17 protein-coding genes are annotated in these 14768 nt (G+C 43.7%); 9 read left to right on the forward strand and 8 right to left on the reverse strand.

All coding sequences use genetic code 11. The features are described 5' to 3' along the window. Positions 1-230 precede the first annotated feature (230 nt). A complete protein-coding gene (metG, locus tag DK187_RS08615) occupies positions 231-2276 on the reverse strand; it encodes a methionine--tRNA ligase (RefSeq protein WP_111607020.1) in 2046 nt (681 codons plus the stop codon). Between the two features lie 232 nt (positions 2277-2508). Between metG and apbC the strand changes: the two genes are divergently transcribed. The 5 genes from apbC (at position 2509) to DK187_RS08645 (ending at position 7665) form a co-directional block, all read left to right on the forward strand. Further along, positions 2509-3579, forward strand: a complete 1071-nt coding sequence (gene apbC / locus DK187_RS08620; RefSeq protein WP_111606943.1) for an iron-sulfur cluster carrier protein ApbC — start codon at positions 2509-2511, stop codon at positions 3577-3579. 9 nt (positions 3580-3588) lie between these two features. Then, positions 3589-4173 carry a dCTP deaminase gene (gene dcd, locus DK187_RS08625; protein WP_111606944.1) on the forward strand — a complete coding sequence of 195 codons (585 nt, stop codon included), beginning with the start codon at positions 3589-3591 and terminating at the stop codon, positions 4171-4173. Between the two features lie 1093 nt (positions 4174-5266). Next, positions 5267-5590, forward strand: coding sequence for a hypothetical protein (locus DK187_RS08635; protein ID WP_111606946.1), 324 nt, complete (start codon positions 5267-5269; stop codon positions 5588-5590). Positions 5591-6260: 670 nt separating this feature from the next. Further along, entirely contained in the window at positions 6261-7013 is a 753-nt protein-coding gene (locus tag DK187_RS08640; protein ID WP_204355604.1) for a hypothetical protein, read from the forward strand. An 88-nt stretch (positions 7014-7101) separates the two neighbouring features. Then, entirely contained in the window at positions 7102-7665 is a 564-nt protein-coding gene (locus DK187_RS08645; protein ID WP_111606948.1) for a hypothetical protein, read from the forward strand. A 321-nt stretch (positions 7666-7986) separates the two neighbouring features. Here DK187_RS08645 and DK187_RS08650 read toward each other — a convergent pair whose 3' ends face one another. The 5 genes from DK187_RS08650 to DK187_RS08670 form a co-directional block, all read right to left on the reverse strand. Continuing rightward, positions 7987-8283 (reverse strand): type II toxin-antitoxin system RelE/ParE family toxin, encoded by a 297-nt coding sequence (locus DK187_RS08650; RefSeq protein WP_111606949.1) that lies wholly within the window; start codon positions 8281-8283, stop codon positions 7987-7989. A gap of 6 nt (positions 8284-8289) precedes the next feature. Next, positions 8290-8532 (reverse strand): type II toxin-antitoxin system Phd/YefM family antitoxin, encoded by a 243-nt coding sequence (locus DK187_RS08655; RefSeq protein WP_111606950.1) that lies wholly within the window; start codon positions 8530-8532, stop codon positions 8290-8292. Positions 8533-8744: 212 nt separating this feature from the next. Continuing rightward, complete coding sequence (locus tag DK187_RS08660; protein ID WP_111606951.1) at positions 8745-9062, reverse strand: CcdB family protein; 318 nt, start codon at positions 9060-9062, stop codon at positions 8745-8747. Beyond that, positions 9062-9307 carry a type II toxin-antitoxin system CcdA family antitoxin gene (locus DK187_RS08665; RefSeq protein WP_111606952.1) on the reverse strand — a complete coding sequence of 82 codons (246 nt, stop codon included), beginning with the start codon at positions 9305-9307 and terminating at the stop codon, positions 9062-9064. The genes DK187_RS08660 and DK187_RS08665 overlap by 1 nt, the downstream gene beginning before the upstream one ends. Before the next feature lie 184 nt (positions 9308-9491). Beyond that, positions 9492-10232: a tellurite resistance TerB family protein gene (locus DK187_RS08670; protein ID WP_111606953.1), complete on the reverse strand. Its 741-nt coding sequence runs from the start codon at positions 10230-10232 to the stop codon at positions 9492-9494. A gap of 144 nt (positions 10233-10376) precedes the next feature. Between DK187_RS08670 and DK187_RS08675 the strand changes: the two genes are divergently transcribed. The 3 genes from DK187_RS08675 to DK187_RS08685 all read left to right on the forward strand — a co-directional run bounded on the left by DK187_RS08675 (position 10377) and on the right by DK187_RS08685 (position 13002). Next, a complete protein-coding gene (locus DK187_RS08675) occupies positions 10377-10709 on the forward strand; it encodes a DUF1294 domain-containing protein (RefSeq protein ID WP_111607021.1) in 333 nt (110 codons plus the stop codon). Between the two features lie 143 nt (positions 10710-10852). Next, complete coding sequence (locus DK187_RS08680; protein ID WP_111606954.1) at positions 10853-11734, forward strand: diguanylate cyclase domain-containing protein; 882 nt, start codon at positions 10853-10855, stop codon at positions 11732-11734. A 269-nt stretch (positions 11735-12003) separates the two neighbouring features. Continuing rightward, positions 12004-13002, forward strand: a complete 999-nt coding sequence (locus tag DK187_RS08685; protein ID WP_111606955.1) for a branched-chain amino acid aminotransferase — start codon at positions 12004-12006, stop codon at positions 13000-13002. Positions 13003-13071: 69 nt separating this feature from the next. Here the strand turns inward: DK187_RS08685 and DK187_RS08690 are convergent, their stop codons facing one another. Beyond that, positions 13072-13623 carry a hypothetical protein gene (locus DK187_RS08690; protein WP_111606956.1) on the reverse strand — a complete coding sequence of 184 codons (552 nt, stop codon included), beginning with the start codon at positions 13621-13623 and terminating at the stop codon, positions 13072-13074. A 209-nt stretch (positions 13624-13832) separates the two neighbouring features. Here DK187_RS08690 and DK187_RS08695 point away from each other — a divergent pair, with 209 nt between their 5' ends. Then, on the forward strand, positions 13833-14111 hold the full coding sequence (locus DK187_RS08695) for a hypothetical protein (RefSeq protein WP_111606957.1): 279 nt from the start codon (positions 13833-13835) through the stop codon (positions 14109-14111). Between the two features lie 83 nt (positions 14112-14194). Here the strand turns inward: DK187_RS08695 and DK187_RS08700 are convergent, their stop codons facing one another. Beyond that, positions 14195-14701 (reverse strand): CpxP family protein, encoded by a 507-nt coding sequence (locus tag DK187_RS08700; RefSeq protein ID WP_111606958.1) that lies wholly within the window; start codon positions 14699-14701, stop codon positions 14195-14197. Between the last annotated feature and the right edge of the window lie 67 nt (positions 14702-14768).

Genomic DNA, 14768 nt, shown 5'->3' on the forward strand with positions numbered 1-14768 from the left:
CTGAAAAGTATCTTTGAGCGTAACTATACCAATCTGCTTATAACTAACAAGACTAAAGCTTTTGTATTTCTAGTCCGATTTAGTATATAGATAATAAGTTATGCTTATATAAGTTCGGTTTATGTTTCTCTATTAATGCTAATGCCCACATTATTAAGAATGTTTCTTATTCACTAAGGTGGGCATGGTTATTTATCGCATTATTGAGAACAACACGGATGTTTTCTGTCTTACATCACTCGTTGACCGGGTTTGGCACCAGTATGTGGTTCAAGCAGATAAATGTCTTCCCCACCTGGGCCTGCGGCCAGTACCATGCCTTCTGACATGCCAAACTTCATTTTGCGTGGCGCAAGGTTAGCGACCATCACAGTGTGTTTGCCTTCTAGATCTTCTGGCTTATAAGCTGACTTAATACCAGAGAACACAGTGCGAGTCTCTCCACCGATATCCAACGTCAGTTTTAACAGCTTGTTGGCTTTTTCAACGTGCTCGGCTTTGACGATCAAGGCAATGCGCAAATCCACTTTGGCGAAATCATCAAAATTGATTTCCTCTGCGATGGGGTCTTTGCTTAGCTCTGTTTCAGCAGGCAGTGCAGCGGCTTTTTCGGCGGCGTCGGCTTGAGCTTCTTCTTTGCCTTCTTCAATCATGGCATCGATTTGTGTTTGCTCAATACGACCCATTAAAGGTTTAAAGGTATTGACCGTACGACCAAACAGCAATTCGCTGCGATTGTCCCAAGTCAGTTCTTTACCAAGGAAGGTTTCCGCATCGGCGACCATGTTTGGCATCACAGGCTTCAAGTACGTGGCTAAGATGCTGAATAGGTTCAACGCAACCGTACACACGTCTTGTACTTTCGGTAAGGTGGCTTCGTCTTTTGCCAATACCCAAGGCGCTTGAACGGCAATGAATTCGTTTGCTACATCGGCTAAGCGCATCACTTCACGAATGGCTTTACCGTATTCGCGGCTTTCAAAATGCTGAGCGATGATGTCGCCAGAATCGATGAAAGATTGAATCATCTCGCCTTCGCTTTCTGTGCTGGCCAATTGACCATCGAACTTTTTGCTAATGAAACTGGCGGTACGGCTGGCAATATTCACCACCTTGCCGACCACATCCGAATTGACGCGCTGAATGAAGTCTTGCAGGTTTAAATCGATGTCATCCACGCTGGCGTTTAGCTTCGCAGCAAAGTAGTAACGCAAATACTGTGGATCTAAGTGGTTCAAGTAAGTACGGGCTTTAATAAAGGTACCGCGTGACTTGGACATCTTAGTACCATTGACCGTCACATAGCCATGGGCATTGACTTTGGTCGGTGTGCGGTAACCCGCACAATCCAGCATGGCTGGCCAGAATAGCGCGTGGAAGTTGATGATGTCTTTACCGATAAAATGGTATAGCTCGGCATCAGAATCTTTTGCCCAGTAATCATCAAAGTTCAAGCCTTCCGTGCGGTCACATAGGTTTTTAAAGCTCGCCATGTAACCAATCGGCGCATCTAGCCAAACATAGAAATATTTGCCTGGTGCATCGGGAATTTCAAAACCAAAGTACGGCGCATCGCGGCTGATATCCCATTCTTGTAAACCAGAATCTAGCCATTCGGACAGCTTATTAGCGACTTGATCTTGCAAGGTGCCGCTGCGCGTCCATTTTGCTAAAAAGTCTTGGAAATCAGGCAGTTTGAAGAAGTAATGCTCAGACTCTTTTTCGATCGGGGTGGCGCCGGAATACACTGAGCGTGGATTGATCATTTCCATTGGCGTGTAGGTCGCCGAACACACTTCACAGTTGTCGCCGTATTGATCTTCTGCTTTACACTTAGGGCAGGTTCCCTTAATGAAACGATCCGCTAGGAACATCTCTTTTTCTGGGTCATAAGCCTGTACGATAGAGCGAACCGCGATTTTGCCATTGTCACGCAAGGCGGTGTAAATGCGGTTTGAAATCTCACGGTTTTCGTCAGAATGGGTAGAATAGTAGTTATCGTAACCGATCAAAAAATCGTTGAAATCCGTCATGTGTTCTTGGCGAACGCCATCGATCAACTCTTCAGATGTCATGCCCTGTTGGTCGGCTTTGATCATGATTGCCGTACCGTGAGCGTCATCCGCACACACCGCAGTACAAAGGTGGCCGCGCATTTTTTGAAAACGCACCCAGATGTCGGTTTGGATGTGTTCCAGCATATGCCCTAGATGGATAGAACCATTGGCATAAGGAAGGGCGCTGGTGACTAAAATTTTGCGTTGCGTTTGTGCCATTTTTGATAAGCCTGCTGGATTAAAAAAGGTCGGGTATTCTAGCAATAAATAGGCACCAATGACGAATAAATAACGTGCCTAGGCTATGAATAGAATGTAGAGAGCGTCATTATAAGACCCAGCTCCCTCTGTGCAAGTCTTCACACTTGCTTTTCCGTAATTTGCCCCCACATTTGGCACAAGTTCAAAAAATTAAACACTATTCGATATTACCGCCTCACTAGGAGTTCCCATGTTAACTGATGCCCAATTACAGGCGAAAGTAGAAGCCCTTATCGATGACAACACGGGGCAAGCGTACGGCCCTGTATGGCAAGTCCTCGCGGACAATAATCGTATTCATGTCACCTTGACCCTAGGCTATCCAACACAAACACAACAAGTGGCTTTAGAGGCCAAGATAAAAGCCATCATGGCAGATCCCCGTGAATTGGTACTAGACATTGAGTGCCAAATCACAAGCCATGCGACGCAGGGCAACATCGCCGGGCTAAAAGGTGTGAAGAACATCATCGCCGTAGCGTCTGGTAAAGGGGGGGTGGGTAAATCCACTACCACGGTAAACTTAGCGTTAGCCATGGCAAAGGAGGGCGCGCGCGTTGGTATTTTGGATGCTGACATCTATGGCCCAAGCCAAGGCATGTTGCTCGGTTTCGCCGAAGGCACACGCCCTCAAGTTCGTGAAGATAAATTCTTTGTGCCGCCTACCGCGTTCGGCGTGCAAGTGATGTCCATGGCGTTCTTGACCACCAAAGACACGCCTGTGGCGTGGCGTGGCCCTATGGTAACGGGCGCCTTGATGCAGATCTTGACGCAAACTGACTGGAATGATCTCGACTATTTATTCATCGACATGCCACCGGGCACAGGGGACATTCAATTGACGCTTGCGCAAAAAGTACCTGTAGCGGGTTCTGTTATCGTGACGACACCACAAGACATCGCCTTACTGGATGCGCGCCGCGGAATCGAAATGTTTAACAAGGTGAAAATTCCTGTGTTGGGCGTGGTGGAAAATATGTCGACGCACATCTGTTCCAACTGCGGCCATCACGAAGCCATCTTCGGTGACGAAGGCGGTGCCAGCCTAGCAAACGAATATAATGTCAATGTATTGGGCAAATTGCCACTTAGCCTCGCCATTCGAGAACAAAGCGACGCAGGCCGCCCCATCGTCGTTAATGCGCCAGAAAGTGATACGGCAGGCATTTATCAGTCGATTGCGCGCAAGCTTGGTGCTACCCTTGCATCCCAACAGAATGAACAAATAGCCATGCCGACCATTGGCATGAGCGACGACTGAGGAAAAGTAATGCGTTTGTGTGACCGAGATATTATAAAAGCCCTCGATGAAGGTTCTATTGTGATTGAACCTCGCCCTGATAACAGCGTCATCAGCGGTGTGTCTGTGGATTTGCGATTGGGCAACTCGTTTCGAGTTTTTCAAGGTCACCCAGCGCCTTACCTTGACCTAAGCAGTTCAAAAGCCGACTTAAGCAAAGTCATCGAATCCGTCATGAGTGATGAGATCCTCGTTGAAGACGGCAAGCCTTTCTTTATCCATCCGGGCGAACTCGTGCTTGGCGTGACCAAAGAATCTGTCACTCTTCCTGACAACCTAGTCGGCTGGCTCGATGGTCGCTCTTCCTTAGCGCGCCTCGGCTTAATGGTTCACGTTACCGCGCACCGCATCGACCCAGGTTGGAGCGGCGGCATAGTGTTAGAATTCCTCAACGGCGGCAAACTGCCCATCGCCCTAAGTCCGGGCATGACCATCGGCGCCATCAACTTCGAGACCATGTCGGGCTCGGCGGATCGCCCTTATAACAAACGCGCCAACGCTAAATACAAAGACCAAACCTCCGCGGTTGGCAGCCGGATCTCCGGCGAGAACTAGTTTTTCATTGCGAATTTTTTTAAGAAAGAGGCTCCGGCCTCTTTTTTTGTGTCTAAATTCCTTCCCCTTATGTCTTCCAAGGGGAGGGTTAGGGTGGGGTTATTTCTTTGGGCTTTAAAGGATATTTGTTTCTTCTCAATTGCTTTTAGCTGCAGGTTTATTCCGCTCTGCTGAGCGGGTAACTTTTTGCTAGCGCCCAAAAAGTAACCAAAAATTCGCTTTAAGATCTTTAATGCCTCCTTTTCTTCATAGGCGCATGATTTTTACCTACGCTCTGGGGTAGTAAGGCATAGATTGTTTATTCGGTGGGAGGTGATTAGTCAAACAATGACCCTGAAACTCCATAAAGTCGCGCAACTTCGTCGCGTCGAACTGACTTTATCGTAGCCAATAGTCAGCTAGCAGATGCGGGGTCTTATTCCCTCCCCTTATGTCTTCCAAGGGGAGGGTTAGGGTGGGGTTAATCTCTTCTTTGGTTTCCATTCAAACGTTTTTTATTCCCAACCTTTTTTCCGCTTTTTAATTCAGGAAAAAGCTGAGCTGGTAACTTTTTGCTAGCGCCCAAAAAGTAACCAAAAATTCGCTTTAAGATCTTTAATGCCTGATTTTCTTCGTAGGTGCATGATTACTTCCTACGCTCTAGGGCAGTAAGGCATAGATTGTTTTTGATGATTTTAGAAATGGTATTTTTAACTGACCCTGAAACGCCATAGGGTCGCGCAACTTCGTCGCGTCGAACTGACTGCTTCATAGTTATTCGTGTAAAACCAAAACGTAGGGCATCATAAGCGCAGCGTAATGTGCCGCTGAAAGCGAAGCTTTCATTATATTGTCGTTGTTTTTTTGTGGCTTAATTTGGTATGTTCTTAGGTTGATAAATGTACAGTTTGTTGACATTCACGTCTGAGATAGCGATACTAAACGGGTAGATGACGTGGCGGTAGAGGCATCCCCACATGAAAAACACCAACCTCATTTGAAGTCGCGGCGGTAGAGGTATCCCCGCAATAAATAGCATCAACCTCAATGGAAGTTCTACTCAGAAAGCCCTTATTTTATAAGGGCTTTTTGTTTTTTTATAACAAGGATAGTTATGAAAATCAGGCTGTTAACAGAAGCTGCTTACAATCGAATAATTACACTTAAAGAAACCATGAGTAAAAAAGACCGTGGCTATGGTGTGATTCCAATCAAGATTCAAAATATCACTTTTGCGATTCCATTTAGAAGCAATATGGCTCATAAACATGGCTTTAAAACCATATTCCACAATGGTGTATGGAATGGTGTTGACTACTCTAAAGCCATCATCATCACAGAAGACGACCTACAGCCCAAAGCTTTTAAACTTCGTAGCGAAGCGGAATACCAAAAAGTAACAGCGACAAAATTCAACGGCAATTTGAGAAGTACGTAAACGACTATATTTCACAGGCAAAATTGGGAAAGCTCCCAAATGTACAGCGATTCGGCTACACAACATTGGTAAATTACCATGGCGAGCTTGGGTTGTAGAGCGTTATGAAAGCAGCTGCTATCAAATCAAAAAAACGCCGTTGAAAGCGAAGCTTTCACATGTCGTCCTTCAGGGCGACGCGGAATTTTAGTTCCATTCAAACGCTTTGGATTTCCAACCTTTATTTATTTCCTAAGGCAGTCGTTCTTCAGGACGACAAAAACTAAACGAGCATGCGCACTATTAATTGCTGAACTAAGCCGCTTTGTGGAGCGACGGAGAAGAGTAAGTTCTAAAAAGCGCATCAGGTCATAAGGACTGATGGAATCGCTTGCCTCGCGGGTGAAATCGCGCTACAAAAGAGCTAATAAAGAACCAACATAGCGGCGATCAAAGATCATCTGAAGCGGCATCGTCCAAACAGACTTTGGTATTTAGCAAGTTATATAGCAGGGAAGTCCTACCATGAAAAAAGTAAATCCCCTATATAAACAACGCAGCCGTTCAACTGTGGGTTATAGCCACAGCTATGCTGCTGTATAACCCTTAATTGTTATATGTTTAGGGAGATTTGGTGAACGGAATCTGTGCATTGTGTAAAAAAACGGCAAGACTTAAAGGTAGTCACTTTATGCCTAAAGCTATTTACCGCGCAATTAGTAAAGGCTTTCCTGAGCATGGGCAAGAAATTGTTTTAATTACTGGTTCAGATAGATCAGCAGCTTACACAGATAAACAAGTTAAAAAACATTTACTTTGTGAAGGCTGTGAATTGAAATTCAGCAAAAATGGGGAAGATAAAGTAATCCCTCTTATGGCTCGACCTAATGGCTTTAAGCTAGCTACAAAGATAAAGAAATTTAAAGAGCTGTCTCATGTAAAAGGTGAAACATGGTACTTCCCACCAAATTACGAAACAGCTCTAGATTTCATGTACTTTGCTATCAGCATTGCTTGGAGGTTATCTGCGACAGATTGGAGCACTTTCGGCCTTCCTGAAACAAAGAACTCAATTCGTGAAGAGAGTATGGTTGCCTTTTCAGATTTTCTACTAGGAAATACTGAGCTTCCAGCAAATACTTATCTAGCTGTATATGTTGATAATCAAATAGTAGATGCACCGTTAATGGGCTTTCCGACAGTTAAAAACCACGATGGTTACCAACACATCGTGTTCAACATTCCTGGTATGAAACTAAGCCTAATATCAGGTAGTAGTCCTGGAGCAGGAATTCTAGAAACTTTCTCTATTAATGCAAATAACGTTTATTTTATTAGTTGTAGTTTAAAGTCCCATCCAGATTACCATTTCATGGTTAACTTTCTAAAAAATGAATCAGTTGCAAAGGGGCGGTTAAAGAATGAACGTCGAAAAAGCGTATAACAAGCGTATGTAGTCGTACTGTTTTTCCACTGCGCTCCAAACCAACCGCAAATGCGGACGTTAGTTGCTTTAAATAATAGGTAAGTACATGAAAGAGAAGTTGGTATCATTTGATCTCGAAACAGACCTAGTCATGTCATTGCGGTGCTTACTTGACGCTATGTCTAAAATCGAAAGAGGGCAAAACACATATTTAAAATGGTCAGTGATCTACGGACATAACTCTGTTCAATCGGCAATGTGTTTAGCTCTCATTACATCGGACTCACGCCTAGTTCGGAAAAAAGATAGTTATCACTTAGAGTATGGTGATTTAGATAATATCGAATGGCTTTACGAAAAACTACGGAAAGATGGCTTTCTTCCTTACATGGGTAGTAAAGTGATAGATAGTCAGCGATTTGAAAAAGAAAAAATTAGTCGTTTACAGACAGTTAGGAATACATTCATCCATCAACACCCATCACTCTATGTCTTTACGTTTAATGAATTAGTAGAGTTAGTCTGTATTTCTGTTGATCTAGTTGGTTTCTTAGTAAATGAAAGTGAGCGTTTAGCTATAAATGGATGTACACAATCTCAAATAAAGGGTTTGGTGGACGAGTTGAGCACGCAACTAACAAACTGTTCAAAAGGGATTTGCAACGCTTAGCATTTTTGTAATGTGTTGGTTTTCATGATTATGATGCCCTACGTTCTGGTTTTACACCAATAGCTACGAAGTAGTCAGTTTGACGCAATCCCGATTGCGCGACTCTATGGAGTTTCAGAGTCATTAACGGAAAGATTTTCTCGAACGGCAAGACCAATCTATGCCTTACGATAAAAGTCGTATTGCTAGACGTGATGTTTAACAATGTGAATGAGACGTTTGGGCGAAAGCTCGATAAAAGAACAACCCCATCCTAACTTTCCCCTTGGAAGACAAAAGGGGAAGGGATTCACCCTTGCCCAGCAGGGGTTAATGTCTTAACTACAAGTGGTTTTGTGGGCGTTGCGATTGGGCTAGGACTGCCACTATCAAAATAAAACCGTCTTCTTTTGTAAAGTAAGCCGTGTGTTTACCAATGGGAAAGTAAAAACCGCTTGGATAAATTTCATCGCAACGACGACCCACGGCTGGATTGTCGGCGAGCATTTGAAACCCAGTTAGTAATGTGTGTTTGTAGTTTTGCCACTGTGTTTCAGAAAAATTGTGGACGGTATAGGTTTTGATTTTTTGTAAATGGGTCTGAGCCAATTTACTCAGTTTGTATTTTGTCTTTTGCATAATGGGTTACAAGGCGCTTAGGAAGTCTTCACCATCAACCACGTTGCCTTGCGCCAAGTCTTGTTTAGCTGACTCAAAACAATGTTTAAGGTAGTCTGTTTTCATTGCTTCTAGTTCTTCATAGTCTCTGATAGACATTACCACTACGGCATCTTTGCTGTTTTTGCTAATTTTAACTGGCTCACGTTGGGCGCTTAGCAGAAGTTCACCAAAATTACGCTTAGCATCATTTGCTGTTAATGTGTGCATATTCAATCTCCAAATTTGGAACTAAAGTAATATTATAGTTAGTCGCATGAAATGATCAATCTAATTAAATCGTGTGATTTGTGTGAAAAGTAGACTAGCAAAGCATTTAAGATGGATTCCCAGCGCTTGGCATTTTTGCATCGATTGGCAAAAGTTACACGCCCAGCAGGGCGGAATTAAGGTCGTGAATCTTGCTGTTCGCGGGATTATCTTCAAAAGCCTGTCACTGCAAAGTCTAATGCGCTAAGTATGTCATCTCTGAGGTGGGCGAGTGAGCCTATTGGTTCTTTTAAGATGCTGCTAGGAACGGAAGCGATTTGTGGTGTCAGTAGAATGAGTTTCTCATCCTTGTATTCGATGATCGGGGTAAGTATCTGCATACTTTCTTTTTTAAAGTATTCCAGCTTTCCCAAGGGGATGACGATTCTTGTAGCTAGGTCTGAGAGGATGGGGTTTTGTATGTCGAGAAGAAATGGATAGGCTTGTTTTGTCGATTTGCTGGGATTTATATAGACATCAAATTGTGTCATTAGAAAGTCCTATATTCGTCACCAAAACAACCGTTTTCTTCTACAAATTCATTGTATGACTGAATCGCGGCTCGGTTGTCTGCTTTCCATTGCTCTGCCTGATTCTTGGCGAGTTCTTCTTTTAGTGCGTTTTCTAACATAGCAGATAGGTTGATTTTTAGCGCCCGAGATTTGGCCAGCAAATCGCTGTTGATGCTTAGGTTGGCCGCTTTTTTGGGGGCTGTTGAATCAAAGAGTGTTTGCATGCTTCTCACCGTCTATTTATGCGTATGTCTATGCGCATATTGGCTTATTTTATATAGGCTGGCAAGGCAATAGGAGAAATGATGAGAGGCATAGAGTCAAAGTAAAACAAAAAGGCGCTCCGGATGTGTTCTAGAGCGCCTTTTTAGAAGGTATTGTTTTTTTAAAGGGTCGCTTTGTGCTGAGTTAAGGCGTTTGCATGTAGTTCACTTCGTATTCAATGTTCTGACGCAGTTCAGTGGGTAGGCGTAAGGCGTCTCCGAGACGATCTAGGTAGCGTCGTTCTTCTTCTGTGTCGATATCCACTGCGAGCATGGAGACGAGGTAAATTTCTGTGGCTTGTTCTTCGCTTTCCGATAGGCGTGCGATGGTAATCGGGTCGCTGGTGGCACGCAGTTGTTCGATTAAGAATGTTTGTTCTTCTTTTGTAATGCCGAGGTCGCTGATTTGTTGTTCGATGCGTGCGCGTTCGGTCGCATCGATATGACCATCTGCTTTGGCGGCGCTGATCATGGCGCGTATGAGGATCAGATGTATACTTTTGGTGGGTTTATTCGTGTCTTCTTCCGCGAGGTCGAAGATGCTACCAGCGGGTACGGTCGGTAGTGTGTGTGAGGAATTTGAGCGGGCGCTCTGATTCGATGTGGTATGCGTGGTTTGTGAGGTGGGTGTTGTTTGGCTTGCTTGATGATCTCGCCATGCTTTGTATGCCATTCCACCTATGGCCGCCATACCGCCATATTTGATGGCTTTTCCCCCCATTTTTCGGGCTTTTTTGTTGGTCAGTAGCATTGCTGCCAATCCGCCTGCCGCGGCACCGCCCATCAAGCCACCAGGCATAGAGCCTGACTTCGCTTTGGTAACGGCTTTATCCATTCCTGAGCCTGCGCTGCCCATAATGCTGTTTAACAATGAGTTTATATTCACAACCGAGAACCTCTCGTTAATGTATCTGTTAGTTATTCAGACCCAAGAAGTTCGGCAGAGTTCATTTTTCATCGATTGTGCTGCGTCTTTTAAGAGCAGTCCTGTCTGTGTGGTAAGAAGTGCGTGTTTGAGAAGCGTGCTAAAATGCCTCTTTTAAGTTGTCGAATGGTGTTTATGTCAGTGGAATACCTTGTGTTATTGAGTGGTTATGGTTTGTTGAGTCTGATTACTTTTTGCTTTTATGGCGTTGATAAGTCCGCAGCCAGGCGAGGAAGGCAAAGAGTTCGAGAGTCGACTTTGCATGTTTTGTCGTTAATGGGAGGTTGGCCAGGTGCTCTTTTAGGACAGAAGGTATTTCATCATAAGACAAAGAAGGTGCGCTTTCTTGTGGTGTTTTGGTTAAGTGTGATGGTGAATCTTGCTGTATTGTGGGGTTTTATCCATTGTGGTTTTTTTTCTTGTTCTTATTTTGTCTAATCTCGTTACATTATGTAATTTTCATAGGCTTTTTATGCAAGCTCCATGGATAATAAGCTTTTAGGTAGGCTACGCTTTGTTGACGCTGGCTTTCAGTGTCATCTTTCTGCTGCTGTTTCTTTTATGTTTGGGCGTATCCGTTTATGAATAACAATGAACTCGCAATTAGTCTTGCTGATTTGATGGAGCTGATGTTAGACGCTGTTTGCGTTGTTGATCGTTCTGGCCATTTTGTGTTTGTTAGTGCGGCGTTTGAGGATATGTTCGGTTATGCGCCGAAGGAAGTGATAGGTAAGCCCATGGTAGATTTTGTTTACCATGAAGATAGGGGTAAAACACTGAATACGGTCGATCATATCCTAGCTGGTGTACCATCCCCGCGTTTTGAAAATCGTTGGGTCAGGAAAGACGGTAAAGTGGTGTATATTTTGTGGTCTGCTAGGTGGTCTGAGGAGCATCAAGTAAGAATTGCGGTGGCGCACGATATCACGGAGCGTAAGGAAATGGAGGCTCAGCTGCTTTATGCTGCGGGCCATGATGATTTGACGGATTTGCCTAATCGTACTTTATTGTTAGATCGTTTACAGGCGTCCTTAGCGTTGGCTGACAGAGAAAAAGAGGGGCTATCAGTGTTGTTTGTGGACATTGATGGCTTTAAAGAGATTAATGACAATTATGGTCATGCCGTGGGTGACGTCTTATTGCAAAAGATCGCTCAGCGGTTGGTTGATTGTGTGCGCAAATCAGATACGGTTGGGCGTTTGGGTGGTGATGAGTTTTTGATCATTTTAAACAAGACGAAATCGATCGAGTCGGTGTTGGCGGTGGCAGAGAAAATCCGCGCTAAGCTGGCTCAGGCTTTTGTGGTTGATGGTTTGTCATTACAGATTTTTTCCAGTATCGGTGTGGCGCGTTATCCAGAATGTGGTAAGGATTCGTTGGCATTAGTGCAAGCTGCTGACCATGCTATGTACAAAGCAAAAAACAGTGGGGGTGATGACGTGATTTTGGCACCTTCTTTGTGATTTTTACGTTGGGTTATTGAGCCAGTGTTGGCGAGAAGGTAATATCTTCTTGTATCTCGTCACTCTTCTGTCAGTCGATTTTCTGGTGCAAATTGGCAAATACACCGGAAATACACAGTCTGTTCGATCCGTGGTTTACGATTTGCTTTCTTCAAGCGGGTTTCCGTTTTACTATCGGGTAATTGGGCGATAAGCAAATTTTAGAGTCCTTATAATGTCAGTCTGATGGCTGATGTTGCGGTAATCATTTAATTATATAGGAAACAATAATGGCGGCTTTTGGTAGCGTGTTTATGCCTAAGATGGCATTGGCAACATTCGAAAATAATCAATGGAGTGAAGCAAGTATTGTTGCGTCGGATAGCATTCAATTGCATCCTGGTGCACACGTTTTGCATTACTCAAGTACATGTTTTGAAGGTTTGAAGGCGTTTCGTCATGCTGATGGCAGCGTACATGTGTTTCGTATGGACCAGAACATTAAGCGTTTAGCGCAAAGTAGCCGTCTATTGTCTTTGCCTATTATTGATGAAGCGCAAGTGTCTAAAATGATTCTTGATGCGGTTGCTGAATTTGCGACAGATGTGCCTGAGCCACCAGGGTCTATGTACATTCGTCCTACTCACATTGGCACTGAGGCTGCGGTTGGTAAAGCTGCGGCGCCAACGTTGACGTCTATGCTGTATGTTTTGTTATCGCCAGTAGGGGACTACTTCACTGGTGGTGCTAAAGCACTTCGTCTTCTATTGGATGAAACCGGCATGCGTTGTGCTCCTCACATGGGGATGATCAAAAGTGGTGGGAACTACGCGAGTGCTTTGGGGCCAATTTCTAGAGCCAAAGTAGAAGTGCAAGCAGACCAGATTTTGTTCTGTCCAAATGGCGATGTACAAGAAACGGGCGCCGCCAACTTCTTATTGATTGATGGCAATGAAATCATTACCAAAGGCTTGGATTCTAGCTTTCTGCATGGTGTGACGCGTTCTTCTATCCTAACACTTGCTGCGGATTTAGGTATGACAGTGACTGAGCGTGATTTGACGGTTGCTGAATTGCTTGAGCGTTCGGCGAAGCCTGAAGTGGAAGCGGTTTTGTCTGGCACCGCTGCGGTATTAACCTCTGTTGGTACCTTTATTCATAATGACAAAGAATACAAAGTCGGTACTGGCGAACCTGGCCCTATTGCTCAGAAGCTGCGTCAAGCATTGAATGATATTCAATGGGGTAAAGCCGAAGACAAACATAACTGGTTAACCAAAGTTATTTAACAGTTGTTGCTGAAAAATAGAAAACGGACTAACTCATGTTTAGTCCGTTTTTTTTAGAGTGTCTTAATATTATAAGCTGAGTCTTAGTGAGGCAAACATAGCGTTTTGGTCGTTTTCGTTTATTTCAGCGACGTCGTAATTTGCGGCAATAGAAAAGTTTCTTGTTATGTAAAACCTAAGACCTAAGGCAAAACTAGAATCGGTTTCTGAAAAGACGTCGTCATACTTTAGCTTTCCTTCTATCTCTAGGCGATCCGCTAAAGAGCTGCGTAGCCCAGCAGTTAATCTATAACCTGTATCGTCATCGTTATTATTGTTCCAATCAACATCAACAAATTGCAATATACCAAATAAGCTAGATGCTCTTCCGACAGGGGCGTAGACACCAGCACCAATCGCCATTAAATCGATAGAGCCGTATTCTGTTGATTCAGCTGCAATAAAAGCTCCTTTACCAAATTCAAAGGCACCAGAAAGAGAAGAGAAATCATCGTTTGCAACGGTATAATCGGGATCTATGCTGCCAAAACCATAATCTAAGTATGTAAATGTGTTCGCATGAGCTGTCATTGATAAGGTGAAAGCCGTTGCTGCCAAACTTGAAAGTAGTAATTTTTTCATTATTTTCTCCATCCATCTAATGAGACATACTCGAAAGAAAAAAATCGAATACTTATTCTTCTCTCTGTCATCGGCTTTATTTGTTCAAAGTTTAGTGAGATTGGCTGGTTATTTTTCATGAAGTATCTTATTTTTTATTAACTTAATGATATAGAAGCTATTCTGCTTTGAGAATACACTATGAATTTACATTGTGAAGGCGGTTGCCGATGAAAAAAATGCTAACAAAGCTCTGCTCTCCAATACTGGGAATGTTTGAATCTGTGGAGGGGGAATATGATTACAAACCGTCCCATCGAACGATTTTGATTGTCTTGGGAGGGCTTTGTTTGGTGATCGCAAGTGTTTCCTTGATCATGACACTAAAGACTGGTGAGGTGGCGGGTTTTATACCGATTATGCTGTTTTTTCTAACGGGCTTGGTGTGCGAAGTGGTTGGCTGGTTAGGCAGTGACAGAGCAGTGGCAAGAATTTGGAAACGCCGTTAAATGAGCGCTGTATCTTGCTAAGATTTTTGCCGTGTTGAGTTCAAAAAAAAGCGACCAGAAGGTCGCTTTTTTTGATTTTTGTATTAGTTACGATCTTTACCATGATGGCGAGGCATGTCGTCAGCACAGTCTTCCATGCGTTCTTTTTGCAGTTCAATAAAGGCTGCTTTTTGTTCAGGGGTTAAGATGCTTAGCATTTTATGCTGATTGCTTAGCATGTTTACTTGGCGCTCTACCTGTTTATTTGCCATCTCTTGAGCCAATGCAGTGGCTTTTGCTGGGTCGAATTTGTCAGCCAAAAGTAAGTCGTTTAGTTTGTTAAAATGCGCATCACGCATTGCGTCATCCGCCTGTGGTTTGTCTTTAAATCTTTCTTTCATTGCTTCTTTGTTGGACTGACGAAGTTCTTTGAATTGTTCTTTCTGGCTATCGGAAAGGTTCAATTCTTTCATCATGTCGCGGTCTAACCCTGGGCGACATTCATGACGAGGCCCCTGAGGTTCTTTGCCACCGTGAGCAAATACGCTAGTAGTGCTTAATATCAATGGTAGAACAATAGAAGCTAAAATCAGTTTTTTTGCCGTTTTCATACTTTCTTCCTTTTATCGGGTGAGATACTTTGATGTTTCATTAACACTGCGCTTTTTGCGCATGGAG

It is taken from the genome of Marinomonas arctica, from assembly GCF_003259225.1.
In the GTDB taxonomy this organism is placed as follows: domain Bacteria; phylum Pseudomonadota; class Gammaproteobacteria; order Pseudomonadales; family Marinomonadaceae; genus Marinomonas; species Marinomonas arctica.

What these genes read in the sequence shown, in the direction of transcription:
- metG (WP_111607020.1), bottom strand. Translation starts at nt 2,276, where the DNA reads ATGGCACAAACGCAACGCAAAATTTTAGTCACCAGCGCCCTTCCTTAT.
- apbC (WP_111606943.1), top strand. Translation starts at nt 2,509, where the DNA reads ATGTTAACTGATGCCCAATTACAGGCGAAAGTAGAAGCCCTTATCGAT.
- dcd (WP_111606944.1), top strand. Translation starts at nt 3,589, where the DNA reads ATGCGTTTGTGTGACCGAGATATTATAAAAGCCCTCGATGAAGGTTCT.
- DK187_RS08635 (WP_111606946.1), top strand. Translation starts at nt 5,267, where the DNA reads ATGAAAATCAGGCTGTTAACAGAAGCTGCTTACAATCGAATAATTACA.
- DK187_RS08640 (WP_204355604.1), top strand. Translation starts at nt 6,261, where the DNA reads ATGCCTAAAGCTATTTACCGCGCAATTAGTAAAGGCTTTCCTGAGCAT.
- DK187_RS08645 (WP_111606948.1), top strand. Translation starts at nt 7,102, where the DNA reads ATGAAAGAGAAGTTGGTATCATTTGATCTCGAAACAGACCTAGTCATG.
- DK187_RS08650 (WP_111606949.1), bottom strand. Translation starts at nt 8,283, where the DNA reads ATGCAAAAGACAAAATACAAACTGAGTAAATTGGCTCAGACCCATTTA.
- DK187_RS08655 (WP_111606950.1), bottom strand. Translation starts at nt 8,532, where the DNA reads ATGCACACATTAACAGCAAATGATGCTAAGCGTAATTTTGGTGAACTT.
- DK187_RS08660 (WP_111606951.1), bottom strand. Translation starts at nt 9,062, where the DNA reads ATGACACAATTTGATGTCTATATAAATCCCAGCAAATCGACAAAACAA.
- DK187_RS08665 (WP_111606952.1), bottom strand. Translation starts at nt 9,307, where the DNA reads ATGCAAACACTCTTTGATTCAACAGCCCCCAAAAAAGCGGCCAACCTA.
- DK187_RS08675 (WP_111607021.1), top strand. Translation starts at nt 10,377, where the DNA reads ATGCCTCTTTTAAGTTGTCGAATGGTGTTTATGTCAGTGGAATACCTT.
- DK187_RS08680 (WP_111606954.1), top strand. Translation starts at nt 10,853, where the DNA reads ATGAATAACAATGAACTCGCAATTAGTCTTGCTGATTTGATGGAGCTG.
- DK187_RS08685 (WP_111606955.1), top strand. Translation starts at nt 12,004, where the DNA reads ATGGCGGCTTTTGGTAGCGTGTTTATGCCTAAGATGGCATTGGCAACA.
- DK187_RS08690 (WP_111606956.1), bottom strand. Translation starts at nt 13,623, where the DNA reads ATGAAAAAATTACTACTTTCAAGTTTGGCAGCAACGGCTTTCACCTTA.
- DK187_RS08695 (WP_111606957.1), top strand. Translation starts at nt 13,833, where the DNA reads ATGAAAAAAATGCTAACAAAGCTCTGCTCTCCAATACTGGGAATGTTT.
- DK187_RS08700 (WP_111606958.1), bottom strand. Translation starts at nt 14,701, where the DNA reads ATGAAAACGGCAAAAAAACTGATTTTAGCTTCTATTGTTCTACCATTG.